Below are 26,933 nucleotides of genomic sequence, written 5' to 3'. Positions count from 1 at the left end.
ATCACCGCTGGGCGGCGCGGACGGCGGCCAGAGCGTCGACCTGGCCGGCGCCGGTGACGTTCGCCGGGCCGCCGCAGGCGTCCGCCGGGTTGCGGTAGGTCGGCTCGGCGGGCGTCGCGGTGTCCCGCAGGATCTGCCGGGTCCGGGGCAGGTCGCCGACCAGCGCCGGGTTCGCCGACCACATCAGCGCCACCACGCCGGCCACCTGCGGGGTCGCCATCGACGTGCCGTCGAGCGCGGCGTAACCGCCACCCGGCATGGCCGACACCACGCCCACGCCGGGCGCCAACACGTCCGGCTTGTGCAGGCCGCCCGGCACCGGCCCCCGGGCGGAGAACTCGGCCACCCGTCGCTGCGCGTCGACGGCGCCCACGGTCAACACGTCGGGGTACGGCGCGGGCGGGTCGTCGATCGACGCGCACCACGGGCCGGTGTTCCCGGCGGCGGCGACCACGAAGATCCCGGCTGCGTCCAGCGCGGCGGTGGCCGGCCGCAGCACACCCGGGTCGCAGCCCTCGATCGCCGGGCAGCCCCACGAGTTGGTCAGCACCTGCGGGGCGCGCTCGGGCCGGCCGTCGGTGAAGGGGTCACCGCCGGTGGGGAAGGGGGCCAGCATGAACTGGAGGCAGTCCAGGTAGTGCCCGGGGCTGCCCAGGTTGCGGTCGAGGTTGACGCAGCCCACCCACTGGGCGTCCGGCGCCACCCCGATGCCGCCCCGCCCGACGGCGCTGCCCACCGTGTGGGTGCCGTGCCCGCCCTTGTCGGTCGGGGTCCGGGCGCCGTCCCACGGGTCGAACCAACTGTCGTCCCCGCCGCGGAACCCGGCCCGCAGCGCCGGGTGGGTGCCGTCCACCCCGGAGTCGGAGCTGCCCACCACGATGCCCGCGCCGGTCACCCCGAGCTGCGACCAGACCTGGTCGGCGCCGAGCTGGCGGATGTTCCATTCCGGGCCGGTGGGCGCGGGCGCGGTGCCCCGGCTCTGCCCGGCCGGGGCCGGCAGTGGCCGCAGCCGCTGGCTGACCAGCACCCGGGCCACGCCCGGTCGGCTGCCGAGCCAGGCGCGCACCGCCGGACCGCCGTCCACCTCGATCGCGTTCACCAGGTAGTACGGCACCGGGTTGAGTCGCAGCCGGGTCAACTCCCGACGCAGGTCGGCCTGGCTCCGGTCGGCGGTGGTCACCAGTCGCCGGTAGACCTCCGCCGCCCGGGCGTCGCGCCCGGCCCGGCCCGGTGCGCCGGCCGGAAGGCCGGTCAGGTCGGCCTGCTCGCGCAGCACCACCAGCAGCCGCTCGCCGTGCAGGCCGGGTTGACCGGGACCGGCGTCGACGACGCCGACCCCCACCAGCAGCACCACCGCGGCCAGCGCGGCCACCCGCCGGCTGGGCGTACGGGCCGCACGCCGGGCCAGCAGCACCGCGTACCCGGTGGCGACCAGGACCGCGACGGCGAGCCCGACGCCGGCGGCGGCCGCCACCCAGAACGGCACGTCGCGGGTGCCGACCAGCAGCAGGCTGATCTCTTCCGGGTCGGTGAAGGCCAGCGGGCCGAGCGCGGCCAGACCCACCAGCCAGCCGGTCGCCGCCCGGCCGGCGCGCACCGCGGCCGCGGCCTGGCGCTCGGACTCCGCCGTCCCGTCAGCGGTCGGACGCCAGATGGCGGCCCACAGGGCGGCCAGCGTGAAGCCCACCGGTGGCAGGGTCAGCAGCATGGGTAGCTGCGCCCCGGACTGGCCCGTGCCCGCGGCGAGCAGCAGCAGCGCCACCCCGGCGACCAGGCCGCCGAGCAGCACCAGACGGGCCGGCCGTGGGGGCCGGCCGATCGCGAACCGGGACCAGAAGGCGGCGTCCAGCAGCGTCGCGGCCAACGCACCGAGCGCGGCCGCCGCCAGCAGGGCGAGAACCGTCTCCAGCGGCCCGCCGAGCGCGCCCAGCCACACCCACGGCAGCAGCAGCGCCAGCCCGGCGGCCACCGCGAGCAGCGGCACCGGACCCGACCGGAACGCCCTCCGTCCGCGGCCTGCCGAGCCGCCTTCGATGCCGCCGGACGCGGTAACCCCGATCGGCGGCGCGGCCCTGTCGTCGCCGGGCACCGCGCCGACCGGCCCTCCGCCCACCGACGTGGCGGGCGCCGACCGGCGTGCCGACCACCGCACGACGAGCGCGGTGAGCGCCGCCGCGGCCGCCAGCGCGGCCAGGTACGCCTCGTGGTGCACCTGCGGCACGACCCGCAGCAGCGTGAGTACGCCGAGCGCGAGCGCCGCGCCCAGCCAGGCCCGGCCGGTGGCGCGGACCGCGGCCGACCGGGGCAGCGCGGCCAGCAGCAGCGCGGGCGTGCCCACCAGCACGACGGTGGCCAGGCCCAGCACCGGCCAGAGCCAGCCCACCCGGTCCCGTCCGAAGCCCAGCAGGACCTGGTCGGTGAGCCAGCCACCCGCCTGGGTCGCCACCGTGACGGCCACCGTCCAGCAGCCGGCGAGCACGGCCGCGACCACCGGCCACGGACTGGCCCGGCCCGGCGGCGACGGCTGGTGAGGCCATGGTTGACCAGCGGGTGACGGGAAGCCGGCCTGCATGACTCGCACAGTACGGGGCGGGCGGCGCATGTCGACACCATGGCCTCGGCGGATACGGTGGACAGGTGCGCGACCCCAATATCTCCCGATCCGTCGCCGGGCAGCTCTCGCCGGTCCGCCGCGCCGCCGACCTGCGCAGGCTCCGCGCCGAGCGCTTCGACGTGCTGGTCATCGGGGGTGGTGTGACCGGTGCCGGTGCCGCCCTGGACGCCGCCTCCCGGGGCCTGAAGGTGGCCCTGGTCGAGGCCCGTGATCTCGCCTCGGGCACCTCCAGCCGGTCCAGCAAGCTCATCCACGGCGGCCTGCGCTATCTGGAGCAGTTGGAGTTCCACCTGGTCCACGAGGCGCTGACCGAGCGCGGCCTGCTGGCGACCCGGCTCGCGCCGCACCTGGTCCGCCCGGTGCCGTTCCTCGTGCCACTGCCGGCCGGTCGGGGTCTGCGGGGCCTGCCCGCGCGGGTTTTCCGCCGCTCGTACTACGGCGCCGGCGTGGCGACCTACGACGCCTTCGCGGGGATCTTCGGCGGTGGCCGGGGCATGCCTCTGCACCGGCACCTGACCCGGGAGGGCGCGCGGCGGATCTTCCCGAGCCTGCGGGCCGACGCGCTGGCCGGGGCCATCCGGTACTACGACGGGCAGGTCGACGACGCCCGGCTGGTGGTCACCCTGGCCCGCACCGCGGCCAGCCTCGGCGCCACGGTGGTCAGCAGCACCCGCGCGGTCGGGCTGATCCGGCAGGCGCGTGAGGTGACCGGCGTCCGGGTCCGCGACCTGGAGGCGCCGGCCGGCTCACCGGACGCGGAGTTCGAGGTGCAGGCCCGCACCGTCATCGCCGCCACCGGTGTGTGGAGCGACGACATGTCCCGGATGCTCAACGACGTGGGGCTGCGGCCCGGCGTCCGGGTGCGCGCCTCGAAGGGGGTGCACCTGGTGGTGCCCCGCTCGGCGATCACCGGTGAGACAGGGCTGATCCTGCGGACGGCGACGTCGGTGCTCTTCGTCATCCCGTGGGGTGGGCACTGGATCATCGGCACCACCGACACCGACTGGCGACTGGACAGGTCCCACCCGGCCGCCTCGGCCCGCGACATCGACTACCTGTTGCAGCAGGTCAACGCCGTGCTGGACCGCCCGCTGACCACCGCGGACATCGAAGGCGTGTACGCCGGGCTGCGCCCGCTGCTCGCCGGCGAGGCCGACTCCACCTCGAAGCTGTCCCGGGAGCACGCGGTCTTCGAGCCGATGCTCGGGCTGCTGCTGGTCGCCGGCGGCAAGTACACGACGTACCGGGTGATGGCCTCCGACGTGGTGGACCGGGCCGCCCGCAGACTGGGCGGCGCGCGCCCGTCGCGCACCGCCGACCTGCCGCTGCTCGGGGCCGACGGGTACCCGGCCATGTGGCGGGACCGGGCCGACCTGGCCCGCCGGCACGGCGTGCCGGTGGGCGTGGTGGAGCACCTGCTGGAGCGGTACGGCACGCTCACCCTGGACCTGCTGGCGTTGATCGACGCCGATCCGCTGCTCGCCTCCCCGCTGGCCGGAGCCCCGGAGTACCTGGCCGCCGAGGTCACGTACGCGGCGCGGGCCGAGGGTGCGCTGCACCTGGAGGACGTGCTGACCCGGAGGACCCGGATCTCCTTCGAGACGAGCCACCGGGGGTTGGAGTCGGCGGAGCACACCGCCGAACTGATGGGCGCGGTGCTCGGCTGGGACGCGGCCACCCGGGCCCGTGAGGTCGAGCACTACCGGGCCCGGGTGGAGGCGGAGCGGCAGTCTCAGCTGATGCCGGACGACGCCGCCGCGGACGCGGCCCGGCTCGGCGCTCCGGACGTGCGGGGTTACGCGGCCGACCGGGGCGGGGACGACGATCAGGCTGAGTTGCGCCCGTCCAATCGGTGACGAAAAGAGACGTTACCGAAGGGTAACTATCGATAGCGGCCCGGTTGGTGGTTTCCGTCGCTACCTACGGTGGGGTAGGTTTCCGCGCGTGCTTTACCGCGCGCGCTTCCGTCTCCTCGTTCCCGTTCTCGCCGTAGCGCTCGCCAGCGCCCTGACCGGGTGTTCGCTGCTCGACCAGGACGGCGGCGACACGCCTCCACCGGCGGCGCAGTCGGCCGGCGCCGCAGCCGGCGGTCAGGCACTCGACGTTCCCACCACCGTCGCCGCCGGGCAGGTCAGCCTGCTCCAGCGGCTCGGCGCCGACGGCCCGCTGCGCACGCTGAGCGTCGAGCGCAACGGGGCGTGGCAGTGCATCGACTGTGCCGGCGACGGGGTCACCTCCCGGGGCACTCTCGCTCCGGAGCTGACCGAACGGCTCCAGGTGCTGCTCGCCGACCCGACGCTGGCCAAGGAGACCGATCAGAACCGGCAGTACCGGCCGACATGCATCGACGCGCTGACCTCCAGCCTGCTCACCTCCGCCGGGCTGGTCACCTCGCAGGACTGCCCGGGCGAGGAGCGCCCGCCGGTCGCCGGGGAGATCCTGTTGCTGCTCACCCAGGCGACCCCGGCCGAGGTCAAGGGCTGACCCCCGCCGGGCGCCGCCGGTGCGGCCCCGAGGTCAGAGCACCTTACCGGGGTTGAGCAGGCCGTCCGGGTCCAGCGCCGACTTGATCGCCTGGTGCACCCGGACGCCGACCGGGCCGATCTCCCGGGCCAGCCAGTCCCGCTTGAGCAACCCCACCCCGTGCTCGCCGGTGCAGGTGCCGCCCAGGTCCAGGCCGAGCCGCATGATCTCGTCGAACGCCCGCCGACCCCGATCCACGCTCGCCGGATCGGCCCGGTCGACCACGATGTTCGGGTGCATGTTGCCGTCCCCGGCGTGCCCCACCACGCCGATCGGCACGTCGCACTCCGCCGCGATCCGGGCCACGCCGTCCAGCAGCGCGGCCAGCGAACCGCGGGGCACCGCCACGTCGTCGATCACCAGGCCGCCGTTGCCGCCCGGGTACGCGTCGGCGGCGAACTTCTCCATGGCCGGGTGGGCCAGGCGCCGGGCCTGCAGCAGCGCCGCCGCCTCCACCGCGTCGGTGGCCGCGTACACCTCGTCGGCACCGGCCGCCTCGCACACCTCGGCCAGGCCGGCCAGGTCGTCCGCAGCCCGGCTGCCGGTGTCGGCGGCGGCCAGCAGCAGGGCCTGCGCGTCGGTCCGCAGCCCCATCGGCTGGTACGCCTCGATCGCCCGCAGGTGCGTCTGGTCCAGCAGCTCCAGCAGGCTGGGGGTGAGCCCCCGGGCGGCGATCTCGGCCACCGCCGCGCCGGCCGCCGCCGTGGACGGAAAGACCGCCACCAGGGTCAGCGAGTCGGCCGGAGCGGGGCGCAGCGCGACGGTCACCTCGGTGATCACCCCGAGGGTGCCCTCCGAGCCGACGAAGAGCCGGGTCAGGTCGTAGCCGGCCACCCCCTTGGCGGTACGCCGGCCGGTGCGCAGCACCTCGCCGGAGGCGAGGACCACCTCCAGGCCGAGCACGTACTCGGTGGTCACGCCGTACTTGACGCAGCACATGCCGCCGGCGTTGGTGGCCACGTTGCCGCCGATGGTGGACGACTCCCAGGAGCCGGGGTCCGGCGGGTACCAGAGCCCCTGCTTGGCCACCGCCCCGGCCAGCGCCGCGTTGACCACCCCCGGCTGGACCACCGCGATCCGGCTCACCGGGTCGATCTCCCGGATCTCGTCCATCGCGACGGTGCTGAGCACCACCGCGCCGTCCACCGCGTTCGCCGCGCCGGCCAGCCCGGTCCGCGCCCCCTGCGGCACCAGGGGTACGCCGTGTCGCGCCGCCGCCCGGACCACGGCGACCACCTGTTCGGTGGTGCGTGGGCGGGTCACCACCAGCGGCGTGCCGGCGGCGCAGAGGTCGGCCTCGTCCCGCTGGTGCATGCGCAGCAGGTCCGGGTCGGTGAGCACGGCGTTCTCGCCCAGCGCGGCGCGCAGGTCGTCGAGGAGCGGGGTGGGGGCCATGCAGCTGAGGCTAGGTCGCCGACCGCCGATCATCAACATGATCGACTGCGACCGGCTAGCTTGGGCACCATGCTCTACCTGGACCGGCCAGCCTGGCCGTGGCGCGGTCGGCTCTGGTCGCACCTGATCAGCGACGTCTCCTACGCCGAGCTGCACGCCTTCGCCGAGGCGCTGGGCGCGCCGCGGCGTGGCTTCGACCGGGACCACTACGACATTCCGGCCGAGCGGTTCGCGGCGGCGGTGTGGCTCGGTGCCCGGGTGGTGCCGAGCCGGGATCTGGTCCGGCTGCTCCGGGACGCAGGGCTGCGCCGTCCGAAGCATCTGGTCAGCGCGCCGGCGGCCCGGGTGGGCTGAGGGTGGCCAGCTCGCGGCGCAGGTTCGCCCGGGCCGGCCGCTCCCACCGGTCGGCCAGCGGCGGCAACCGGAACAGGGCGGGCAGCTCCAGCAGATGTCTGAGCACTGCGGCCCGCCCCGCACGGAAGGCCGGCTCCGGCACGTGCGCGTACTCCCGGCGGATGGCCGCCGCATAGCGGTCGTAGGTCGGCGGCTGGGCGGCCAGCACGGCGAGGTCCGCGTCGCAGAGCAGCGCGCCGTCGCGGTCACCGGGGGCCACCACGTGCCCCGCGGTGAGCAGCACCAGCCGCTGCACCTCGGCCACCGCGGGCGCCGGCACCCCGAGCCCGGCGAGCACGCTCCCCGCCAGCGTGGCGCTGTCCCGTTCGTTGGCGTCGCCGTCGGCCCGCGGGTCGTAGACCGCGTCGTGGCACCAGGCCGCCAGCCGGACCAGGTCCGCCCGGTCGGCAAGCCCGGCGTGCCCGTCGACCACGTCGAGCACGGCGGTCAGGTGGGCCACCGTGTGATAGTGCCGGTGCGGCTCCTGCCAGCGGGCGAGCAACTGCCGCCCGGCCCGCGTCGAGCCGGCGCCGGGCTCAGCCCCGACGCCACGGGCCGCCACCCGCCACCGGTCCAGCAGATCGGTCACCGCCCGAGTCTGCCGCATCCGACCGCAGCGCGGGAACGGCAGGATTCAGCGGCCCCGCCACGGGTAGTCGCGCCCATGGCTGTGGCCCGGGACAAGCGACCTCCGATGGTGCGGCGTGCCCCCCTGCGCGAAGGACTGGTCGACGTCGACGGCGCCCGGATCGCGGAGGCCACCGAGGAACTGCGGCACCGCGGCCGAGCCACCCTGCACGACCGGCTGCACCGGGTGCGGATGGCTGGCGGGCTGGCCGTGCAGGCCGGGCTGGCGGCCGGGCTGGCGTACTACATCTCGCACCGGCTGCTCGGCAACCCGCAGCCGGTGTTCGCGCCGATCTCCGCGGTCGGCACGCTGGCCGCGTCGGTCGGCCAGCGGTTCCGACGGACCGTGGAACTCATCGTCGGGGTGGGCATCGGGGTGGCCATCGGCGACCTCCTGATCTACCTGCTCGGCACCGGGGCGTGGCAGCTCGGCCTGGTGGTGACGGTCGCGATCCTGCTCACGATCTTCGCCGGGGCCAGCGTGGCCATCGTCATCCAGGCGGCGGCCACGGCGGTGCTGATCGTCACCCTGAGCCCGTCGACCCAGAACCTGGAGATCCCACGCTTCGTGGACGCGTTCCTCGGCGGTGGGATCGCGCTGCTGGTGACGGCGGTACTGCTGCCACTGAACCCGCTCCGGGTGATCAATCGCGCCGCCCGGCCGGCGCTGGACCTGCTCGCCGCCCAACTCGACATGACCGCCGACGGGCTGCGCAACCGGGACCGCGCCACCATCCAGCGGGCGCTCGAGCGGCTGCGCGACAACAAGGAGGAACTGGCCGTGCTGGCCGAGGCGATCGAGGGCGCGAAGGAGACCGCGACCCTCTCCCCGGCCCGCTGGCACCGGCGGGACGAACTGACCCACTACGCGGAGGCCGCCGAGCCGATCGACCGGGCCATGCGTAACAGCGGCACGCTGATCCGCCGGTCCGTCACGCTGATCGAGGACGAGGAACCGGTGCCGGATCCGATGCCGGACGGGGTCGGCCACCTCGCCGAGTCGGTCCGGTTGCTCAAGCAGGAGTTCGCCGCGGGCGAGGAGCCGGAGAAGGCCCGGGAACGGTCGTTGCGGGCCGTGAGCGAGGCCGGCCGGGCGTACGGCGCCGGGGTCGGCTTCTCGGGCAGCGTGGTGATCGCCCAGATCCGGACCACGGCCAGTGACCTGCTGGTGGCCTCCGGAATCGAACAGGAGGAGGCGAACCGGTGGATCCGTACCGCCTTCGGGGAGCAGGAGCGGCCGATGGGTGAACCGGTCGAGCCGGGCGAGGGGCCGAAGCCCCCCACCGCTCCGCCGGTCGGCTGATCGGGGCCGCCTCCTGCCGGTCTAGCCCAACGCGGCGAGCGCGGCGAGCAGCCGGTCCACCTGGGCCTGGGTGCTGCCCAGGCCGAGGCTGGCGCGCAGCGCGGTGGGCGGCAGGTCCCGCCGGCCGGTACGCCCCGCCGCCTCGCTGAGCAGCCGCCGGGCCAGCGGGTGGGCGCAGAACAGCCCGTCCCGTACGCCGATCCGGTGCTCGGCGGCCAGCCGGGCGGCCACCTCGGCGGAGTCCCACCCGGCGACCACGAACGAGACGATGCCGACCCGGGGCGCGTCCGGGCCGAAGGTGCGCAGTTCCACCACGTGCGGCAGGGCGGCGAGGCCCGTGCGCAGCCGTGCCAGCAGCGCCTGCTCGTGGGCGGCCAGCGCGGCGCGGTCCGCGTCGTCCAGTGCTGCGCACACCGCGGCCAGCGCCACCGCGCCGACCAGGTTGGGGGTGCCGCCCTCGTGCCGTGCCGGACCGGTCGCCCAGGTCACGTCGTGGGTGGCCGGCCCGACATGGCTGGTGGCACCCCCACCCGCCAGGTACGGAGGCGCGGCGTCCAGCCAGTCCGCCCGGCCGATCAGCACGCCGGCGCCGAACGGCGCGTACAGCTTGTGGCCGGAGACAGCCACGTAGTCCACGTCGAGCGCGAGCAGGTCCACCGGGGCGTGCGGGGCGAGCTGCGCGGCGTCCAGGGCGATCCGTGCCCCGTGCCGGTGGGCCACCCGGGCCAGCTCGCTGACCGGCCACCGTTCGCCGGTCACGTTGCTCGCCCCGGTCACCGCGACCAGCACCGGCTGTGCCGGGTTGCTGTCCCGGCGCAGCTCGGTGAGGGCGGCGGCGAGGGCGCGTACCGCCCCGGCGGGGTCGCTGGGCACCGGCAGCCGGACCGAGCCGCGCGGCCAGGGCAGCAGGTTGGCGTGGTGCTCGCCGGCGAAGGTGACCACCGTCGTGCCGGCCGGCACCGCCCGGGCCAGCAGGTTGAGCGCGTCGGTGGTGTTGCGGGTGAAGATCACGTGATCGTCGGCGCGGGCGCCGAAGAAGTCGCCGACCGTCTGCCGGGCACGCTCGTAGGCCAGCGTGCAGTGCCGGGACAGCGCTCCGGCACCGCGATGGACGCTGGCGTACCAGGGCAGCAGTTCGGCCACCGCGTCGGCGGCGGCCCGCGCGCACGGCGCGCTGGCCGCGTAGTCGAGGTTGATCTCGCCCGGCACGCCGAGCACGTCGAGCGGCGCCGGCGCGGACGCGACGGCGGACGGGATGGGAAGCGAGGGTGCGAGGGTGACGGACACGCCGGAACCTCCGGGGTCAGGGACCCCGGGTCTGGTGTCGGGACGGGGTCCGCGCTTGCCCAGCACGCCGATCGGGCTGGGCCCGGTCATCACCCGGGGCACCCCACCGCGAACTCGACGAGGGTTGCCGGCCAGCAAGCCGGGGCTTGACGCTGGCGCTCGTGACCTGCTGGCAGCATAGCGCTGCCGATGCGACCGAACCAGCCGGCGGCGGATGGCTACGCTGACCGCATGGCCGACACCCCGCCCGGTGCACCCCTGCCGTCGTCGCCGCCCACGCCCGCGGCTCCGTCCGCCGGCGAGGCGCCCCGGATGCCGCTGCGCCGACTGGGCTGGCGGCGGTTCCTGGTGCTGGCCGGGGTGGTGCTCTTCATCGCCGCGTGCGCGGTCTTCATGGTCTTCACGCTCGGCCAGTCGCTCGGCGTACGGGCGCTGCTGATCGGGGTGGTCGCCGCCGTCCTGCCGGTGCCGGTGCTGGTCGCCTGCTTCCTCTGGCTGGACCGCTACGAGCCGGAGCCGCTGAAGTACCTCATCTTCTGCTTCGCCTGGGGAGCGTTCGTCTCCACCGCCGCCTCGCTCACGGTGAACGAGTTCGCCGCCGCGCGGTTCGACGACTGGGGGCTGCCGGCCGCCCTCACCGGCGTGCTGGTGGCGCCGTTCATCGAGGAGCTGACCAAGGCCCTCGGCCCGATCCTGCTGCTGGTGTTCCGTCGCCGTGAGTGGTCCGGGATCACCGACGGCCTGGTCTACTGCGGGCTCTCCGCGGTTGGCTTCGCCATGGTGGAGAACATCCTCTACCTGGGCGGGTACGGCTACGCCGCCGGTGCCGACCGGTACGGCCCGGCCACCGGCACCCAGCAGGTCATCGCCATCTTCATCGTCCGGATCCTGCTGTTCGGGTTCGCCCACCCGCTCTTCACCTCGATGACCGGTGTGGGCCTGGGTGTCGCGGCCCGGACGGCCGACCGTCGGGTCCGTGTGCTCGCTCCGGTCGCCGGCCTGCTGCTGGCGATGATGTTGCACGGCACCTGGAACCTGCTGCCCACCCTGACCCAGGCCACCGGCGAAGCGGTGATCATGCTGTACGGCTTCCTGGGCCTGATGGTGCCGGTGTTCTTCGGGATGGTGGGGCTGGCGGTGTGGCTGCGGGCGTGGGAGGGGCGGCTCACCGAGCGGACGCTGCCGGACTACGTGCGCGCCGGCTGGCTGAGCCCGCCCGAGGTGGCCGCGCTGAGCAGCCTGGGCCGTCGGCACGCGGCCCGTACCTGGGCGCGCCGCGTGGCCGGGGACGCCGGGGTGCGGGCGATGCGGGGGTACCAGTTCGCCGCCACCCGGTTGGCTCTGCTGCGCGACGGGACGCTGCGCGGCCTGGACCGCAAGCCGGCCGACCTGGAGCGGACGGCCCGCGAGGAGCGGGAGTTGCTGGAGGCGATCACCTCGTACCGGTCGTTCTTCGTGGGTCGGGACCCGCAGGCTCCGGTCGGGGTCTGGGACGGCAGTCGCTACCACCTGCGCTTCCCGGACGGTTCCCAGCGTCCGGTGGCCGCGCCGGACGAGCCGGTGGTGCCGATCCCGGTGGTGCTGGCCGCGCCGCCGCCCCCGGTGGGGTACGCGCCGCCCGGCTGGCAGGGCCTGCGGCCGGCGGCGCCCTGGCCGCCCGGTCAACCCTGACGCGCTGGCGGCTCAGGTCATCAGGGTGGTGAGGAAGTCACCGAGGCCCTGGGCCATGGCGACCAGCGCCGCGCCGATCGCCTTGAACATCTGCGCGGCGCCGTCCGGCCGGAACGCCATGAAGTAGATCAGGAACGCGACGCTGCCCCAGGCCAACAGCTTCTTCACGAATACCGGCATCGTCCCTCCCCAGGGCCACGGTCGCCGGATGGCTTCCCGTCGTGCGCCGGGACAAACGGGCGTGCCGCCGGGGGCGTGTGGCCGGGGGAGCTGTCAGAGGTAGAGGCCGGTGGAGTCGTTCTCGATGCGCTCGGCGGCCACGGCGTGCACGTCGCGCTCCCGCAGCAGCACGTATCCGCGGCCGTGCAGTTCGACCTCGGAGCGGTCGTCCGGGTCGAAGAGCACCCGGTCGCCGGAGACGATGGCGCGGACGTTCGGCCCCACCCCGACGGCGGTGGCCCAGGCGAGGCGCTTGCCGACGGCGGCGGTGGCCGGGATGACGATGCCTGCGGTGGAGCGGCGCTCGCCTTCGCTGCCCTCCATGCGTACCAGCACCCGGTCGTGCAGCAGGCGGATCGGCAGGCCGGCGTCGAGATCCTGGTCGGCGGTCACGCCGCAGACGCTACCGTGTCGGCGGCGGCCGTCCGCCGGTGGTTACGCGCGAGGTGACCCGGGCAATGTGTGGCGGAACTGCCCTACGGTGTCGGAGACGGACGTATGCTGTCCGACCTGTCGCCGTGGGCGGACCGATTCTTCTGCCAGGAGGTGCGCTTGAGCCGCTTCGAGCGGGTACGCGGACGACTGCGCCGCGCCTACCAGTCAGGACGGGAGTCGGTTCGGGCCGACCAGAGCGAGCCGAACGACGTTCCGGAGCCCGCCCGGGTGGCCTCGCCCGCCGCGCCGGGACCGGTCGCGTCACCGACGGCCACGGTCGTCGGCGCGGAACCTCCGGCGGATCTGCACACCTCGACCTCCAGCCGGGACGACGCGGACGTCCCGCACGGTCTGCGGATCGCGGCCGCCTGGTGCTGGCGGCTGATCGTGATCGGCGTGGTGGCCTGGGCGCTGCTCCGGATCGTCGGCACGGTCAAGATCGTGATCATCCCGCTGGCCGTCGCGCTGCTGCTCTCGGCGCTGCTCGCTCCGGCGGTGGGCTGGCTGCTGCGCGCTCGGCTGCCCCGCTCGCTGGCGACGGCGGTGGTGCTGGTCGGCGGCCTGGCGGCGGTGATCGGCACGCTCACCCTGGTGGTCAACGAGTTCATCCGGGGGGTGCCGGAGCTGAGCGAGAAGTCCTCCGAGGGCGTCCGGCAGATCCAGAACTGGCTGAAGACGGGCCCCCTGCACCTCTCCGACACCCAGCTCGACCGCTACATCGACGAGGCGCAGGGCTGGATCGAAAACAACACCCGCGATCTCACGAGCGGCGCGCTGAGCACCGCCGCGACGCTCGCCGAGGTGCTGACCGGCGCCATCCTGGTGCTCTTCGCGACGTTCTTCTTCCTGCGTGACGGCAACCGGATCTGGCGCTTCCTGGTCCGGCTGCTGCCGGTGGCCGCCCGCTGGAAGGTCGACGACGCCGGCCGGGCCTCCTGGCAGACGCTGGGCGCCTACGTCCGGGCGACCGTCCTGGTGGCCTTCATCGACGCCGTCGGCATCGGCATCTTCCTGGTCGTCTTCGACATCCCGTTCGCCTTCCCGCTGGCGGCGCTGGTCTTCCTCGGCGCGTTCATACCGATCGTCGGTGCGGCGCTCTCCGGCGGCGTGGCGGTGCTGGTGGCGCTGGTCGACAGCGGCCCCGTCACCGCGTTGATCATCCTGGGCGCCGTGATCGGCGTGCAGCAGCTGGAGGGGCACGTGCTCCAGCCGCTGATCATGGGACGGGCGGTGGCCCTCCACCCGCTCGCGGTGATCATCGGTATCGCCGCCGGTGTGGTGCTCGCCGGGATCACCGGCGCGCTGGTGTCCGTGCCGCTGATCGCGGTGCTGAACACCGCGGTCCGCCGGTTGGCCGCCCGGACGGTCCCGGACACCCCGCCCGACGCCGTGGTCGTCGCCGCACAGGCTCCCTGACCCGTCAGGAGCCCGCGAGGCGTTGCAGCGCGCCGCGGGCCACCTCGGGGCGGGTCGTGTACCAGAACGGCGGCAGCGAGCGACGCAGGAAAGGCCCGTAGCCGCGGGCGGTCTCCAACCGGGAGTCGAGCACCGCGACCACGCCCCGGTCACCGGTGGCCCGGATCAACCGGCCCACGCCCTGGGCCAGCCGCACCGCCGCGATCGGCACGCTCACCGCGGCGAAGCCGGAGCCGCCGCCCGCGTCCACGGCGGCGGCGCGGGCCGCCGCCAGCGGCTCGTCCGGCCGTGGGAAGGGCAGCCGGTCGATGACCACGAGCTGACAGGCATCGCCCGGCACGTCCACCCCCTGCCAGAGCGACATCACCCCGAACAGGCAGCTGGCGCGCTCCTCACGGAACCGGCGGACCAGCAGCGGCAACGCCTCCTCACCCTGCAACAGCACCGGCAGGTCGGTGCGCGCGCGCAGCAGCTCCGCCGCCTGCTGCGCCGCCCGCCGGGACGAGAAGAGCCCGAGAGTACGCCCACCGAGCGCCTCGACCAGCGCGAGCAGCTCCTCTCCGGCCGCCTCGGGCAGCCCGGAGACGCTGGGCCGGGGGAGGTGGGCCGCGACGTACAGGATGCCCTGCCGGGCGTAGTCGAACGGCGACCCCACGTCCAGCGACCGCCAGCCCGGGCCTTCCGTCGCCGGGACGGTGGCGACGTCGGTCAGCCGGCGGCCCGGCGTCTCGGCGGCCGGGCGACCCGGGCCGGTGCGGGCCGCCAGCGAGGCGGCGGCCGGGGACGCCGGGACCGGCGGGGCGTCCAGCCCGAGGGCGCGGGCCACCGTGTCGAAGCGGCCACCGAGCGCCAGGGTGGCCGAGGTGGCGACCACGGTGCGCTCGTCGTACAGGTGGGTGGCGAGGGTGCCGGCCACCGACAACGGCGCGACCACCAGAGCCCGGCGGCTACCGCTGTCGTTCTTCTCCACCCAGGCCACGTCGTGGTCGGCCTCCTCCAGCAGCCGCTGCGCGGTCGTGGAGAGCTCGTCCAGCGCCGCCTTGGCCTGCTGCTTGCGGACCGGGTCGGGATCGTCGGACTTGACCTCGCCGATCGCGTCCAACGCGGCGCGGGTGGCCGCGTCGAGCAGCGTGCACGCCTCGCGGAGCGGCCCCGGCAGCCCGGCGGTGATCCGCCCGCCCGGCGCCTCGGCAAGCCCGACCGCGAGGGCGTCGCCGGCCGCGGTGAGCGCCTCGGCGGTCTCCGGACGCAGCAACGGGCGGGCCCGCCGGGTGGACCGGTCGATCGACTCCGGCACCAGCTCCGCCTGCGCGGCCGAGGAGACGCGGTCGGCCAGCTCGTGCGCCTCGTCCACGATGAGCAGCTTGTGCGGCGGCACGATGTGCCGGTCGGCCAGCATGTCGACGGCGAGCAGGCTGTGGTTGGTCACCACGATGTCGGCCTCGCGGGCCCGGGCCCGCGACGCCTCGGCGAAGCACTCCGCCCCGAACGGGCAGCGGGTCGCACCGACGCACTCCCTGGCCGGCATCGACACCAGCCGCCAGGCCTGGTCGTCGACGCCCGGGTCCAGCTCGTCCCGGTCGCCGGTGGCGGTCCGCTCGGCCCAGTCGCGCAGCCGCTCGATCTGCTTGCCGATCCGGCCCGCCTCGCCGAGCCACTTCGTCCCGCCGCCGGGGCGGGCGGCCGGGGCGTCGAAGAGCGTGTCCTCCGGTTCCTCCTCGGTGGAGTTGTCCAGTCGCGCCAGGCAGAGGTAGTGGTGGCGGCCCTTGAGCACCGCGAAGGTGGGGCGGCGGCCGAGCAGCGGCTCGACCGCGTCGGCCAGCCGGGGCAGGTCGTGGTCGACGAGCTGGGACTGCAACGCCAGGGTGGCGGTGGACACCACCACCGGGCCGTCCACGGTGAGCGCCGGCGCGAGGTAGGCCAGCGACTTGCCGGTGCCGGTGCCCGCCTGGACGAGCAGGTGCTCGCCGCTGGTGACGCACTCCTCGATGGCCGTGGTCATCTGCTGCTGGCCGGGGCGCGCCGCGCCGCCGGGCACCGCGCCGACCGCCGCCGCGAGAAGCTCCGTGCCGCTGGGCCGGGCACCCCGCCGCCGGCTGCCGCCACGGGCCGACGGGGTGGCGGAACCGGTGGCGGTGCGGGGCGGAGTCACCGTGCGACGGTACCCGTCGCGCCCGACACCGGCTGCGCCCATCCGCCCGCGTGGCGCGGCGCCGTCGCTCCTCGCCCGGTCGGTCCACGCCGTCCCGTTACGGCCGCGCTACGACGCGTGGGCAGTATCGGTTAGGGTGCGAATCATGCCGAGCGACGTGGTCCGAGTGATCTACCGCAAGTACGACGGCAGCGCCCACCGTGACTACCCGGCCCGCCGGCTCGCCGAGGACGACCTCGGCATCTGGCTCGGCGTCCCCGCCGGCACCGAGTCGGTCTACCACGGCCGCCCGTCGGTGGAGAAGATCCCGTTCGTCCTGCTGGTGCCGCACCACGCCTGGTGGACGGGGATGTTCAACCCGCCGCCGCGCACCAGCGAGGTCTACTGCGACATCGCCACTCCGGCCCGCTGGGAGTCCGACGACACGGTCCACCTCATCGACCTGGACCTGGACGTGGTGCGGCGTCGGGCCACCGGCCTGGTGGAGCTGCTCGACGAGGACGAGTTCGCCGAGCACCGGGTGCGGTACGGCTACCCGGAGGACGTGGTGGTCGAAGCCGAGGCGGCGGCCCGCTGGCTGTACGGCGCGCTCGGCGACGGCACCGAGCCGTTCGCCACCTCGTACCGCAAGTGGCTGGCCCTGGTGGTCTGAGCCCGCGCGGCCCCGGGCCGGCTCACCAGCGGGGCGGCCACGGGTCGTCGTCGCCCAGCGGCGGCACGTCGGTCAGCTTCTCCGGGTTGAGCTGGTTGAACAGGCCGGTGATCCGGCCCTGGTCGACGGCGAACGAGGTCACCATGCGGATCGGCCGGCCGTCGGTGTACACCGTCTCCAGTTGAAGGCCGAGCACGCCGTCGACCAGCACCGGTCGGGCCAGCACCCGCTGGGCGTACCGGCCGGCCCGGCCGAACAGGCCGAGCGCGAAGCGGCCCACCTTGTCGGCGCCGACCACCGGCCGGCGGGCGGCCGGGAAGTGCCCGCCCGAGTCGCCGATGAAGACCACGTCCGGTGCGAGCACGCGGAGCAGCGGGTCCAGCTCACCGGACTCGGTGGCGGCGACGAACGCCTGGAGCACCCGGCGCTGTTCGGCCGCGTCGGCGGTGTGCCGGGGCAGGTCCGGTGCGGTGACCGCCCGCCGTGCCCGGGAGGCGAGCTGCCGGGCGGCCACCTCGGTGGTGCCGAGCACGTCGGCGACCCGGGCGAACGGCACCGCGAACACGTCGTGCAGCACGAAGGCGACCCGCTGCTCCGGGGCGAGCTGCTCCAGCACCACCAGCAGCGCGGTGCCGAGCTGGTCGGTGCGTACGGCCCGCTCCGCGGGGTCGGGGGCGTACCCGTCGGTCGGCGGTGCGGTGCCCAGCGGGCTCACCACCGGCTCCGGCAGCCACTCCCCGGGGTACGCCTCCCGGCGGACCCGGGCCGAGCGCAGCACGTCCAGGCAGATGCGGGCGCAGGCGGTGGTCAGCCAGGCGGACAGCTCGCGGATCTCGGCGCGGGCCGCCGGGTCGGCGAGGGCGCCGGCGTAGCGCAGCCAGGTCTCCTGCACCGCGTCCTCGGCCTCGCTGCGGCTGCCCAGCATCCGGTGGGCCACCGCGAGCAGGCGGCCCCGTTCGGCCTCGAACTCCGTCGCCAGGTCCCGCACGACCCACCATCCTTCCCGGCCGGCACCGTCCCGGCGTACATCCTCCTGCCAACTGGACGCGCCGGTTGCCCCGAACGTGACAGCCGGCCCGTCGCGGAGGGCGCTCGGCGGGCGGATGGTCCGCGGGTGGGTGATGATCCGAGGATGAGCGAACCCGAGCAAGCGCAGATCGTGGCGCCGGTCGGCGGTTCCGTGCGGGAGTTGCTGCGGGTCACCGCACCGGTGGATCTCGGCGCGATCGGCCCGCGGTCCACGCCCGGTCTGCCCGACGTGGAGGTGACCGGGGAGCAGCGCAAGGCCTGGGCCCGTGAGCAGGTGGAGCTGGTCGGCGGCGAGTTGGGCCGGCAGCAGGAGATGCTCTTCGCGATGGCCAAGGCCGGGTCGGGCCGGCCGGCGCGCCGGGTGCTGCTGGTGCTCCAGGCGATGGACTGCGGCGGCAAGGACGGCACGATCAAGCGGGTGGCGGGCGCGATGAACCCGCTGGGCCTGCACATCCGCTCGTTCGGCCCGCCGACCCCCGAGGAGCTGCGGCACGACTTCCTGTGGCGGATCCGCCGGTCGCTGCCGCCGCCGGGGTACGTGGGGATGTTCAACCGTTCGCACTACGAGGACGTGCTGATCGCCCGGGTCGGCTCGCTGGTGCCGGAGACCACGTGGCGGGCCCGCTACGACGAGATCAACTCTTTCGAGCGTGAGCTGGTCGAGGACGGCGTGACCCTGGTCAAGGTGATGCTGCACATCTCCTACGCCGAGCAGGGCGAGCGGCTGCTGGAGCGGCTCACCGATCCCCGCAAGCACTGGAAGTACAACCCGTCGGACGTCGACTCCCGGGCCCGGTGGGACGACTACCAGGCCGCGTACGCCGAGGCGCTGAGCCGGTGCGGCACGGACGCCGCACCCTGGTTCGTGGTGCCGGCGGACCGCAAGTGGTACCGGGACTGGGCGGTGGCCCACCTGCTGCGAGAGACGTTCGACACGCTTGATCTGGGGTATCCGGCTGCCGATTTCGACGTGGCGCACGAGCGGGAGCGGCTGTGTGCTGGGGGCGTGGGGGCGGATGGGACGCCCGAGATGAACGGCAGGTGAACGAACGGTGAATGAGGCCCGACCAGGGGTGGGCCGACGAATTCGCTGTTCCGCCGTTTCCTAGCATTCACCGGGCGGGTACCCCCACGGGCGCCGCCACCCTTCCACCGACGCGACGAGGTCTGTGCTGTGAAGTTTTCCTTCCGCCCCACCGAGGGCGCCTTCTACGAGCTCTTCACCAGGGCCGCGCAGAACCTGGTCCGGGGCACCGCCCTGCTGAACGAGCTGGCCCTGCCCGGCGTCGACGTGCAGTCGGTCAGCGAGCGGCTGACCGAGGTCGAGCACGACAGCGACCAGATCACGCACGAGCTGTACAAGAAGATCAACTCTACGTTCATCACGCCGTTTGACCGGGAGGACATCTACCGGCTCGGCTCGCTGCTGGACGACGTGATGGACCACCTGGAGGCGGTCGGCGACCTGCTCTACCTGTACGGGCTGACCGAGCTGCCGGCGCTGCCCCGGGAGCTGCACGAGATGGTGAACGTGCTCGACCAGCAGGCCAAGCTGACCGCCGACGCGATGCCGCGCCTGAAGTCGATGAAGGACCTCGAGGACTACTGGATCGAGTGCAACCGGCTGGAGAACGAGGGCGACCGGATCAACCGGCAGTTGCTCGTGCGCCTCTTCTCCGGCGAGTACGACGCGTTGACGGTGCTGAAGATGAAGGAGGTCGCCGACGAGCTGGAGGCCGCCTGTGACGCCTTCGAGCACGTGGCGAACACGGTCGAGACCATCGCGGTCAAGGAGTCCTGATCCTGTGACTGTGACACCCGAACTCATCGCCGTGCTGGCGGTGATCGGGGTAGCCCTGGCGTTCGACTACACCAACGGCTTCCACGACGCCGCCAACGCGATCGCGACCAGCGTCTCCACCCGGGCGCTGACACCCCGGATCGCCCTGCTCCTCGCCGCGGTCGGCAACTTCATCGGTGCCCACTTCGGCGCCGGAGTGGCCAAGACCGTCGGCGACGGCCTGGTCACCCTGCCCACCGGCGTGAGCAGTCTCGGCGTGGTCTTCGCCGGGGTGCTCGGCGCCATCGCCTGGAACCTGATCACCTGGTACTTCGGTCTGCCCTCGTCGTCCTCGCACGCGCTCTTCGGCGGCCTGGTCGGCGCGACCCTGCTCTCCGCTGGCGGCATCGTGCAGTGGGGCAACATCGGCGTGAAGGTGCTGCTGCCGATGGTGCTGTCGCCCATCGTCGGCCTCACCCTCGGTTACCTGCTGATGCTGGCCATCCTCTGGCTGTTCCGGAAGGGTCAGCCGGGCAAGCTCAACAGGGGCTTCCGCTGGGCGCAGACCGCCTCGGCGGCCGCCATGTCGGTCGGCCACGGCATGCAGGACGCCGCGAAGACCATGGGCATCGTGGTGCTGGCGCTCTACACCGGCGGTTTCCAGGAGAGCAAGACCCACATCCCCGGCTGGGTGTTCTGGACCTCGGCGACCATGCTGGCCCTCGGCACGTACGCCGGCGGTTGGCGGATCATCCGGACCCTCGGGCGCAAGATCATCGACCTGGGGCCGCCGGAGGGCTTCGCCGCCGAGACGGTCGCCAGCGCGGTGCTCTACTTCAACGCCCTGGTGCTCAAGGCGCCGATCTCCACCACCCACACGATCACGTCGGCGATCATGGGTGTGGGCGCGACCAAGCGGCTCTCCGCGGTCCGCTGGAACGTCGCCGGCAACATCGTGATCGCCTGGATCATCACGTTCCCGGCCGCCGCGCTGATCGCCTGCGTCACCTACCTGCTGGTCCGGCCGCTCTTCGGCTGACCCGACCGGGCTCGTCGACGGCCCCGGCTCCCGCGTGACCGCGGTGGCCGGGGCCGTTCGCCAACCGGCCTCAGATGTACCGCACGCCGATCTGCTCACGGACGGCGTCCAGCAGGGCCATCACCTCAAGCGTGGTGGTGTGCGGCACCAGCGGGCTCTCGGTCAGCCCGGCGGCCAGGCAGCGCTGCACCTCGATCGCCTCGTACTGGTAGCCGTTGCCGGCCCCGTCGGTGACGATCGTCTCCGGCTCCGCGCCGTCCCGGTGCAGGGTCACGGAACCTGGCCGGAAGAACGGCTCCGGCAGGTCGATCCGCCCGGTGGTGCCCGTGATCGAGGCGGTCTGCCCGCTCAACCCGACCATGCCGCAGCTCAGGGTTGCCAGCGCTCCGGTGTCGTAGCCGAACAGCATGCCGGTGTTCTCGTCCGTCCCCTCCGGGCCGAGCTGCGCCCAGGAGCGGATGTGCTGCGGCACGCCGAGCAGCAGGTGGGCCAGGCTGATCGGGTAGATCCCCAGGTCGAGCAGGGCGCCCCCGCCCAGCGCCGCGTTGCGCATCCGGTGCTCCGGCGGGAACGGCCCGGACACCCCGAAATCGGCCCGGACGCTGCTCACCGTGCCGATCGCCCCGTCCGCGATCAGCTGCGCCACCTGCCGGATCATCGGGTTCGTCCGCATCCACATGGCCTCCATGAGGAAGACCCCGGCCGCCCGGGCGGTGTCCACCACCTCGGTGCTGGTGGCCAGGTCGAGGGTGAACGGCTTCTCCAGCAGCACGGCACGCCCGGCGGTCAGGCACGTCATCGCCGCCTCGTAGTGCGCGGCGTGCGGGGTGGCCACGTAGATCACGTCGACCTCGGGATCGGCCGCCAGCTCCACCCACGAGCCGTACGCGCGCTTCGCGCCGTGCTTGTCGGCGAAGCGCTGCGCGCTGTCGGCGGCGCGGGAGCCGACCGCGACCAGTTCGGCGTCCGGCACCAGCCGGAGGTCTTCGGCGAAACGGCTGGCGATGTGGCCGGTGGCCAGGATGCCCCAACGAGTCATGCCGGCACGCTAGCCGAGCCAGGTGAACCGCCCGCTGCCCGGCCCGTCGCCCGAGGGCTCATCCGCCGGACCGCTGTGCCGCTCGGTTGTCCGCCACGCCTGCGCACGCGGTTGGGTGTGGTCGGGCGGCCGAGCGGAGGTGCCCGGCACACCAGCCGGCCCCCCGGTCGAGGGAACTAGGCTCGCGGCATGACGATCGACAGCGACGGCTTCGCCGCCCCCGCCGCCCTGGTCGAGCACGCCCGCCGGTTCCAGGCCGAGGGTGGCACCCCGGCGGTGCCGCGGGTCGCGGCCACCGTGCTGCTGCTGCGTCCGACCGGCGCCGACTTCGAGGTGTACGTCATCCGCCGGGTCGCCGCGATGACCTTCGGCGGGATGTACGCCTTCCCCGGCGGCGGGGTGGACCGCTCCGACTCCGAGGCGCACCTGGACTGGGCCGGCCCGGTGCCGAGCGAGTGGGCCGGCCGGCTCGGGGTGGCCCCGGATGCCGCCCAGGCGGTGGTCTGCGCCGCCGCCCGGGAGGTCTTCGAGGAGGCCGGCGTGCTGCTCGCCGGCCCGGACCCGGCGACGGTGGTGGGCGACGTCAGCGGCGACGACTGGGAGGCCGCCCGGCAGGACCTGGAGGGGCGCCGGCTCGGCTTCGCCGCCCTGCTCGCCGACCGCCAGCTCACCCTTCGGTCTGACCTGCTGCTGCCGTGGAGCCGGTGGATCACTCCCGAGTTCGAGCCACGCCGCTTCGACACGTACTTCTTCGTCGCCCTGCTGCCGGAGGGGCAGCGGACCCGGGACGTCTCCGGCGAGGCCGACCACACCCTGTGGATCCGGCCGGCGGACGCGCTGGCCCGTGCCAAGGCGGGCGAGCTGACCATGCTGCCGCCCACCCTCGTGACGCTGGCCCAGGTGGCGGCGGCCGGTGATCTGGCGGGAATGGCGCAGGCGGCTGCCGAGCGGGACGCCGCCACCCCGATCACCCCACGCCTGGACCTCCCGCCGGACGGCGAGCCCCGCTTCGTGCTCGGCTGAGCGAGCCGGGGTACGCCGAGGGGCGCCGGTCAGGTCGACCGACGCCCCTCGCGGACCGGAGCCACCGGCTCAGCCGAAGCGGCCGGTGATGTAGTCCTCGGTCTTCTTCACGCTCGGGTTGCTGAAGATCTTCTGGGTGTTGTCGTACTCGATCAGCCGACCCGGGTCGCCGGTCTTCTCGATGGAGAAGAAGGCGGTCCGGTCGGACACGCGCGCGGCCTGCTGCATGTTGTGCGTCACGATGATGATCGTGAACTTGTCCTTCAGCTGGAACATCAGGTCCTCGATCGCCAGCGTGGAGATCGGGTCCAGGGCCGAGCAGGGCTCGTCCATCAGCACGACCTGCGGCTCGACCGCGATGGTCCGGGCGATGCAGAGCCGCTGCTGCTGACCGCCGGAGAGGCCCGCGCCGGGCTTGCCCAGCCGGTCCTTGACCTCGTCCCACAGGTTCGCCGAGCGCAGCGCCTTCTCGGCCGCATCCTCCAGGATCGACTTCTTGCGGACCCCGTTGAGCTTCAGCCCGGCCACCACGTTCTCGAAGATGCTCATGGTGGGGAACGGGTTCGGCCGCTGGAAGACCATGCCGATCATCCGCCGGACCGCGGTGACGTCCACGTCCCGGTCGTAGATGTCCTGGTCGTCGATGGTCAGGTTGCCCTCGACCCGGGCACCCGGCAGCACCTCGTGCATCCGGTTGATCGACCGCAGGAAGGTGGACTTGCCGCAACCGGACGGGCCGATCAGGGCGGTGACCGTCTTCGGCTCGACGGTCAGGTTGATGTTCTCGATCGCCTTGAAGCTGCCGTAGTAGGCGGTGACGTTCGAGGCTTCGACGCGCTTGGCCATGGTGGTACCTCCGGGGTTCATCGGCTGAGCCGGTTACGGCGGGCCAGCAGCTTCGCCGCGATCGTCAGGATGAGCACGAGGGCGACCAGGGTGAGTGCCGCCGTCCACGCCCGTGCCGGCGCGTACCTCGACGCGTCACCGGCCTGCTGGTAGACGAAGAGGGACAGCGACGACTGGTTGTTCTCGAAGGGGTTGGTGTTGATCGCCGCACCGCCGCCAGCGACCAGCAGCACCGGCGCGGTCTCGCCGGCCGCCCGGGCGATGGCGAGCATCACGCCGGTGACGATGCCGGGCAGCGCGGTCGGCAGCACCACCCGCAGGATGGTCTTCCACTTGGGTACGCCGAGCGCGTAGGCACCCTCGCGCAGTGGCGGCGGGACGAGGCGGAGCATCTCCTCGGTGGACCGGACGATGGTCGGCAGCATCAGCACGCTCAGTGCCAGCGCGGCGGCGAAGCCGGAGAAGCTCGGCCGGCCGTCGTTGAACCACGGCGACACGATCAGCACCCAGAACGCCAGCACGAAGAGGCCGGAGACGATCGACGGGATGCCGGTCATCACGTCCACGAAGAACCGGATCGCGAACGCGAACTTGCCCCGCCCGTACTCGACGATGTAGATCGCGCAGAGGATGCCGAGCGGCACGGTGATCAGGGTGGCGATGCCGACCTGCTCCAGCGTGCCGAGGATCGCGTGGTACGCGCCGCCGTTCGCGTCGCGGGCCCCGATGTTGTTCATCGAGGTCTGGAAGAAGTTGACGTCCAGCCGCTCGGCGCCCTTGCTGACCAGCGTCCAGACCACCGACACGAGCGGCAGCACCGCCAGCACGAAGGCGGAATGGATGAGCGCGCTCCAGGTGCGGTTGCGAGCCGACCGGCGCCCCTCGACCGCGTTGGCGGCGGCGAAGAGCCCGACCAGGTAGAGCACCGCGGCCAGGACGACGACGAGGACCGGGCCGCCGATGTCGGTGCCGTAGACGATCACGGCGGAGAGCGCCAGGGCCGCCACGGCGATGGCCGGTGCGGCGTACCAGGGCAGCCGCCGCGCCCGCAGCGTGGCGGGCTGGGCCGGCGGACGGGTGCGGTGGGAGGTGACGGTGGTGGTCATGCGGCCGACTCCGTGAACTCCCGGCGACGGTAGATGATCGCCCGGGCGGTGATGTTGACGATCAGCGTGATGGTGAAGAGCACCAGGCCGGAGGCGATCAGAGCGCCACGGCCGGTCTCGTTCGCCTCGCCGAACGCGTTGGCGATGTTGGCGGCGATCGTGTTGCCGCCGTTCTGGATCAGGTTGAACGAGATGCCGAAGGTGATGCCGAGGGTCAGCGCCAGGGCGATGGTCTCGCCGAGGGCGCGGCCCAGGCCGAGCATCACCGCGGCGATGATGCCGGGACGGCCGTAGGGGAGCACCGCGGTGCGGAGCATCTCCCAGCGGGTGGCGCCCAGGGCGAGGGCGGCCTCCTCGTTCGCGGTCGGCGTCTGGAGGAACACCTCACGGGAGAGCGAGGTGATGATCGGCAGCACCATGATCGCGAGCACCAGGGCGCCCAGCATGATGGAGGCGCCGAACGGGCCGTCGCCGCCGAAGAGCGGGATCCAGCCGAAGTGCTGGTTGAGCCAGATCGAGAAGTCCCGCACCGGGCTGCTGAAGACGTCCCGCCCCCAGAGGCCGAAGACCACGCTCGGCACGGCCGCCAGCAGGTCGACCAGGAAGCCGAGCGCGGTGCCCAGCCGGCGCGGTGCGTAGTGCGAGAGGTAGAGCGCGATGCCCAGCGCCACCGGAACCGCGATCAGCAGGGCGAGCGCCGAACTGAGCACGGTGCCGAAGGCGAGGGTGCCGATGCCGAACTTCGGCTCCGGGTCGTTGGGGGACCAGCCCTCGTAGGACCAGAAGTTCTCGGTGTTGGCGCGCAGGGCCGGTACCGCCTTGGCGACCAGGAAGATCGCGATGGCGGCGATGATGACCAGAACGGCGGTGCCGGCGGCCAGTGTGAGACCGCGGAAGGCCCGCTCGGCCCCGAACTTGCGGCTGCGCGGCAGCGCGCCGCCGCCGCCCAGTCCGGCGCCGCCCGGGGAACGGGTGCTGACTGGTGCCTCGGCCACACGCGCCGAGGCACCGGCGGGCCACTCGTGACTCTGGGTCACGCGCGTCCCGCCGGTGCCGGCGTCGGCCGAGCGGTGAGGGGTTTCACCCATCTGCTCGCTCGATTCGGTTGCTGAGGTGGTGGGGTCGGGTCAGGAGAGGTTCTTGACCGCGGTCTCGACCTTGGTGCGAACCGTCTCCGGCAGCGGGGCGTAGCCCAGGTCGGTCAGCGAGTTCTGGCCCTCGGTGCTGGCGGCGTAGCCCAGCAGACCCTTGACCAGCTTCAGCTTGTCGGCCGCGAGGCCCTTGCTGCAGACGATCTCGTACGTCGCCAGGACGATCGGGTAGGCCCCGGCCTCCTTGGTGTTGTAGTCGATCGACAGCTTGAGGTCGTCGCCCTGGCCCTCGACCTTGGCGCCGGCGATGGTCTTGCCGGCCGCCTCGGCGGTCAGCGCGGCGAACTCGCCGTTGCCGTTGCCGATCTTGGACATCTTGAGGCCGGCGTTCTCGGCGAACGACCACTCCATGTAGCCGATGGAGCCGTCGGCGCCCTTGACCCGGCTGGCCACGCCGTCCGAGCCCTTGGCGCCGGTGCCGCCCGGGGCCTTCCAGGCCTTGGCGTTGCCCAGCGTCCAGTCCGCCTCGGCGGTCTTGGAGAGGAACTTGGTGAAGTTGTCGGTGGTGCCCGACTCGTCCGAACGGTGAACCGTCTGGATCGTGGTCGCCGGGAGCTTGGCGTCCGGGTTGTCGGCCTTGATCGTGGCGTCGTCCCACTTGGTGACCTTGCCGGCGAAGATCTTCGCCAGGGTGGCCGGCTTGAGCTGGAGGTTGTCCACGCCGCTGACGTTGTAGGCGACGGCCACCGGGCCGATCACCATCGGCAGGTGGATGGCCTTGCCACCGACGCACTTGGCGTCGGCCAGCGGCTGCTCCTCCGGCTTGAGGGCGGAGTCGGAGCCGGCGAAGTCGGCGGTCCCGGCGGTGAACGCCTGGATACCGGCGCCCGAGCCGGAAGCCTCGTAGTTGATCGTGGTGCCCTGGCACTTCTGCTGGTACGCCTTGATCCATTCGGCCATGGCGTTCTTCTGGGCCGACGAGCCCTGGGCGTTCAGCGTGCCGGTGGCGCAGTCGACCGCGGCGGCCGAGCCCGAAGCGTTGGCGCCGGGAGTGGGCTCGTTGTTGTCCGAGCCGCATGCACTGAGGCCGAGCGTCGCGGCGAGAGCGAGGCAGGCAATAGTGCCGTACCGCTGGAGCTTCACCTGAGGGGTTTCCCTTCGCGTCTGACTTGGCGCCCCGATCCCGGGGGCCGAGGACCGGCACTGACCGGCTGACACGAAAGTTAGAAGTGCCAGGTAGCCGGTTCGCCGGTCGCAAGTGAACGCGAGGTGAACACGTACGGCCCCCGAGGT

General features: G+C 73.5%; 24 protein-coding genes and 1 riboswitch. Of the genes, 11 read left to right on the top strand and 13 right to left on the bottom strand.

Annotated features, from left to right (window positions below; all coding sequences use genetic code 11):
- Position 1: 1 nt before the first annotated feature.
- A complete protein-coding gene (locus M8C17_RS15790) occupies positions 2-2,572 on the bottom strand; it encodes a S8 family serine peptidase (protein WP_252417219.1) in 2,571 nt (856 codons plus the stop codon).
- 80 nt (positions 2,573-2,652) lie between these two features.
- Here M8C17_RS15790 and M8C17_RS15785 point away from each other — a divergent pair, with 80 nt between their 5' ends.
- Positions 2,653-4,470, top strand: coding sequence for a glycerol-3-phosphate dehydrogenase/oxidase (locus tag M8C17_RS15785; RefSeq protein ID WP_252417474.1), 1,818 nt, complete (start codon positions 2,653-2,655; stop codon positions 4,468-4,470).
- 88 nt (positions 4,471-4,558) lie between these two features.
- A complete protein-coding gene (locus M8C17_RS15780) occupies positions 4,559-5,098 on the top strand; it encodes a hypothetical protein (RefSeq protein WP_252417218.1) in 540 nt (179 codons plus the stop codon).
- A gap of 33 nt (positions 5,099-5,131) precedes the next feature.
- Here M8C17_RS15780 and M8C17_RS15775 read toward each other — a convergent pair whose 3' ends face one another.
- Complete coding sequence (locus tag M8C17_RS15775) at positions 5,132-6,532, bottom strand: FAD-binding oxidoreductase (protein WP_252417217.1); 1,401 nt, start codon at positions 6,530-6,532, stop codon at positions 5,132-5,134.
- Positions 6,533-6,601: 69 nt separating this feature from the next.
- Here M8C17_RS15775 and M8C17_RS15770 point away from each other — a divergent pair, with 69 nt between their 5' ends.
- Positions 6,602-6,886, top strand: a complete 285-nt coding sequence (locus M8C17_RS15770) for a DUF4031 domain-containing protein (protein ID WP_252417216.1) — start codon at positions 6,602-6,604, stop codon at positions 6,884-6,886.
- Here the strand turns inward: M8C17_RS15770 and M8C17_RS15765 are convergent.
- Complete coding sequence (locus tag M8C17_RS15765) at positions 6,858-7,514, bottom strand: metal-dependent phosphohydrolase (protein ID WP_252417214.1); 657 nt, start codon at positions 7,512-7,514, stop codon at positions 6,858-6,860. The two genes, M8C17_RS15770 and M8C17_RS15765, sit on opposite strands and share 29 nt — an antisense overlap.
- Positions 7,515-7,619: 105 nt before the next feature.
- Here M8C17_RS15765 and M8C17_RS15760 point away from each other — a divergent pair, with 105 nt between their 5' ends.
- The gene (locus M8C17_RS15760) at positions 7,620-8,855 is read left to right on the top strand and encodes an aromatic acid exporter family protein (protein WP_252417213.1); all 1,236 of its coding nucleotides are present in this window, start codon (positions 7,620-7,622) and stop codon (positions 8,853-8,855) included.
- 21 nt (positions 8,856-8,876) lie between these two features.
- Here the strand turns inward: M8C17_RS15760 and M8C17_RS15755 are convergent, their stop codons facing one another.
- Complete coding sequence (locus M8C17_RS15755) at positions 8,877-10,142, bottom strand: aminotransferase class V-fold PLP-dependent enzyme (protein ID WP_374558460.1); 1,266 nt, start codon at positions 10,140-10,142, stop codon at positions 8,877-8,879.
- Positions 10,143-10,188: 46 nt separating this feature from the next.
- Positions 10,189-10,309, bottom strand: a riboswitch (SAM riboswitch).
- A 22-nt stretch (positions 10,310-10,331) separates the two neighbouring features.
- Between M8C17_RS15755 and M8C17_RS15750 the strand changes: the two genes are divergently transcribed.
- The gene (locus M8C17_RS15750) at positions 10,332-11,813 is read left to right on the top strand and encodes a PrsW family intramembrane metalloprotease (RefSeq protein WP_252417212.1); all 1,482 of its coding nucleotides are present in this window, start codon (positions 10,332-10,334) and stop codon (positions 11,811-11,813) included.
- 12 nt (positions 11,814-11,825) lie between these two features.
- Here M8C17_RS15750 and M8C17_RS15745 read toward each other — a convergent pair whose 3' ends face one another.
- Together M8C17_RS15745 and M8C17_RS15740 are read right to left on the bottom strand one after the other, a co-directional pair.
- Positions 11,826-11,993 (bottom strand): hypothetical protein, encoded by a 168-nt coding sequence (locus M8C17_RS15745; protein WP_210912563.1) that lies wholly within the window; start codon positions 11,991-11,993, stop codon positions 11,826-11,828.
- A gap of 93 nt (positions 11,994-12,086) precedes the next feature.
- Positions 12,087-12,425: a co-chaperone GroES gene (locus M8C17_RS15740; RefSeq protein WP_089018760.1), complete on the bottom strand. Its 339-nt coding sequence runs from the start codon at positions 12,423-12,425 to the stop codon at positions 12,087-12,089.
- 105 nt (positions 12,426-12,530) lie between these two features.
- Here M8C17_RS15740 and M8C17_RS15735 point away from each other — a divergent pair, with 105 nt between their 5' ends.
- The gene (locus M8C17_RS15735) at positions 12,531-13,883 is read left to right on the top strand and encodes an AI-2E family transporter (RefSeq protein ID WP_252417211.1); all 1,353 of its coding nucleotides are present in this window, start codon (positions 12,531-12,533) and stop codon (positions 13,881-13,883) included.
- A 4-nt stretch (positions 13,884-13,887) separates the two neighbouring features.
- Here M8C17_RS15735 and M8C17_RS15730 read toward each other — a convergent pair whose 3' ends face one another.
- Entirely contained in the window at positions 13,888-16,077 is a 2,190-nt protein-coding gene (locus M8C17_RS15730) for an ATP-dependent DNA helicase (protein ID WP_252417210.1), read from the bottom strand.
- A gap of 103 nt (positions 16,078-16,180) precedes the next feature.
- Here M8C17_RS15730 and M8C17_RS15725 point away from each other — a divergent pair, with 103 nt between their 5' ends.
- Positions 16,181-16,687 carry a DUF402 domain-containing protein gene (locus tag M8C17_RS15725; RefSeq protein ID WP_252417209.1) on the top strand — a complete coding sequence of 169 codons (507 nt, stop codon included), beginning with the start codon at positions 16,181-16,183 and terminating at the stop codon, positions 16,685-16,687.
- 22 nt (positions 16,688-16,709) lie between these two features.
- Here M8C17_RS15725 and sigJ read toward each other — a convergent pair whose 3' ends face one another.
- The gene (gene sigJ / locus M8C17_RS15720; RefSeq protein ID WP_252417208.1) at positions 16,710-17,675 is read right to left on the bottom strand and encodes an RNA polymerase sigma factor SigJ; all 966 of its coding nucleotides are present in this window, start codon (positions 17,673-17,675) and stop codon (positions 16,710-16,712) included.
- Between the two features lie 144 nt (positions 17,676-17,819).
- Here sigJ and M8C17_RS15715 point away from each other — a divergent pair, with 144 nt between their 5' ends.
- From M8C17_RS15715 to M8C17_RS15705, 3 genes are all read left to right on the top strand, one after another.
- Positions 17,820-18,761, top strand: coding sequence for a PPK2 family polyphosphate kinase (locus M8C17_RS15715; protein WP_252417207.1), 942 nt, complete (start codon positions 17,820-17,822; stop codon positions 18,759-18,761).
- 129 nt (positions 18,762-18,890) lie between these two features.
- Positions 18,891-19,517: a DUF47 domain-containing protein gene (locus tag M8C17_RS15710; protein ID WP_030327784.1), complete on the top strand. Its 627-nt coding sequence runs from the start codon at positions 18,891-18,893 to the stop codon at positions 19,515-19,517.
- 10 nt (positions 19,518-19,527) lie between these two features.
- Positions 19,528-20,535, top strand: coding sequence for an inorganic phosphate transporter (locus tag M8C17_RS15705; RefSeq protein WP_252417472.1), 1,008 nt, complete (start codon positions 19,528-19,530; stop codon positions 20,533-20,535).
- Positions 20,536-20,605: 70 nt separating this feature from the next.
- On the opposite strand, the gene M8C17_RS15700 is transcribed toward M8C17_RS15705, so the two are convergent.
- Positions 20,606-21,574, bottom strand: coding sequence for a Gfo/Idh/MocA family protein (locus M8C17_RS15700; RefSeq protein ID WP_252417206.1), 969 nt, complete (start codon positions 21,572-21,574; stop codon positions 20,606-20,608).
- A 189-nt stretch (positions 21,575-21,763) separates the two neighbouring features.
- Here M8C17_RS15700 and M8C17_RS15695 point away from each other — a divergent pair, with 189 nt between their 5' ends.
- Positions 21,764-22,597, top strand: coding sequence for an NUDIX domain-containing protein (locus tag M8C17_RS15695; protein ID WP_252417205.1), 834 nt, complete (start codon positions 21,764-21,766; stop codon positions 22,595-22,597).
- Between the two features lie 69 nt (positions 22,598-22,666).
- On the opposite strand, the gene pstB is transcribed toward M8C17_RS15695, so the two are convergent.
- Genes pstB through pstS form a run of 4 tightly spaced genes read right to left on the bottom strand, consistent with a single transcriptional unit; the run spans position 22,667 to position 26,783 of the window.
- Complete coding sequence (gene pstB, locus M8C17_RS15690; RefSeq protein ID WP_252417204.1) at positions 22,667-23,443, bottom strand: phosphate ABC transporter ATP-binding protein PstB; 777 nt, start codon at positions 23,441-23,443, stop codon at positions 22,667-22,669.
- 17 nt (positions 23,444-23,460) lie between these two features.
- Positions 23,461-24,549 carry a phosphate ABC transporter permease PstA gene (gene pstA, locus M8C17_RS15685; protein ID WP_252417203.1) on the bottom strand — a complete coding sequence of 363 codons (1,089 nt, stop codon included), beginning with the start codon at positions 24,547-24,549 and terminating at the stop codon, positions 23,461-23,463.
- Positions 24,546-25,637 carry a phosphate ABC transporter permease subunit PstC gene (gene pstC, locus M8C17_RS15680; protein ID WP_252417202.1) on the bottom strand — a complete coding sequence of 364 codons (1,092 nt, stop codon included), beginning with the start codon at positions 25,635-25,637 and terminating at the stop codon, positions 24,546-24,548. The genes pstA and pstC overlap by 4 nt, the downstream gene beginning before the upstream one ends.
- A gap of 39 nt (positions 25,638-25,676) precedes the next feature.
- Positions 25,677-26,783: a phosphate ABC transporter substrate-binding protein PstS gene (gene pstS / locus M8C17_RS15675; protein WP_252417201.1), complete on the bottom strand. Its 1,107-nt coding sequence runs from the start codon at positions 26,781-26,783 to the stop codon at positions 25,677-25,679.
- Positions 26,784-26,933: the final 150 nt, after the last annotated feature.

It is taken from the genome of Micromonospora sp. RHAY321, from assembly GCF_023896955.1.
GTDB lineage: Bacteria > Actinomycetota > Actinomycetes > Mycobacteriales > Micromonosporaceae > Micromonospora.
The sequence above is the reverse complement of the archived record's forward strand: the minus strand, read 5'-3'. Positions and strand labels throughout refer to the sequence as shown.

Excerpts from the sequence above, each read along its gene's own strand:
- M8C17_RS15730 (WP_252417210.1), bottom strand. The coding sequence starts at position 16,077 with ATGGGCGCAGCCGGTGTCGGGCGCGACGGGTACCGTCGCACGGTGACT.
- pstB (WP_252417204.1), bottom strand. The coding sequence starts at position 23,443 with ATGGCCAAGCGCGTCGAAGCCTCGAACGTCACCGCCTACTACGGCAGC.
- M8C17_RS15745 (WP_210912563.1), bottom strand. The coding sequence starts at position 11,993 with ATGCCGGTATTCGTGAAGAAGCTGTTGGCCTGGGGCAGCGTCGCGTTC.
- M8C17_RS15760 (WP_252417213.1), top strand. The coding sequence starts at position 7,620 with ATGGTGCGGCGTGCCCCCCTGCGCGAAGGACTGGTCGACGTCGACGGC.
- pstA (WP_252417203.1), bottom strand. The coding sequence starts at position 24,549 with ATGACCACCACCGTCACCTCCCACCGCACCCGTCCGCCGGCCCAGCCC.
- M8C17_RS15775 (WP_252417217.1), bottom strand. The coding sequence starts at position 6,532 with ATGGCCCCCACCCCGCTCCTCGACGACCTGCGCGCCGCGCTGGGCGAG.
- M8C17_RS15695 (WP_252417205.1), top strand. The coding sequence starts at position 21,764 with ATGACGATCGACAGCGACGGCTTCGCCGCCCCCGCCGCCCTGGTCGAG.
- M8C17_RS15735 (WP_252417211.1), top strand. The coding sequence starts at position 12,531 with ATGCTGTCCGACCTGTCGCCGTGGGCGGACCGATTCTTCTGCCAGGAG.
- M8C17_RS15750 (WP_252417212.1), top strand. The coding sequence starts at position 10,332 with ATGCGACCGAACCAGCCGGCGGCGGATGGCTACGCTGACCGCATGGCC.
- M8C17_RS15715 (WP_252417207.1), top strand. The coding sequence starts at position 17,820 with ATGAGCGAACCCGAGCAAGCGCAGATCGTGGCGCCGGTCGGCGGTTCC.
- M8C17_RS15700 (WP_252417206.1), bottom strand. The coding sequence starts at position 21,574 with ATGACTCGTTGGGGCATCCTGGCCACCGGCCACATCGCCAGCCGTTTC.
- M8C17_RS15770 (WP_252417216.1), top strand. The coding sequence starts at position 6,602 with ATGCTCTACCTGGACCGGCCAGCCTGGCCGTGGCGCGGTCGGCTCTGG.
- pstC (WP_252417202.1), bottom strand. The coding sequence starts at position 25,637 with ATGGGTGAAACCCCTCACCGCTCGGCCGACGCCGGCACCGGCGGGACG.
- M8C17_RS15790 (WP_252417219.1), bottom strand. The coding sequence starts at position 2,572 with ATGCAGGCCGGCTTCCCGTCACCCGCTGGTCAACCATGGCCTCACCAG.
- M8C17_RS15725 (WP_252417209.1), top strand. The coding sequence starts at position 16,181 with ATGCCGAGCGACGTGGTCCGAGTGATCTACCGCAAGTACGACGGCAGC.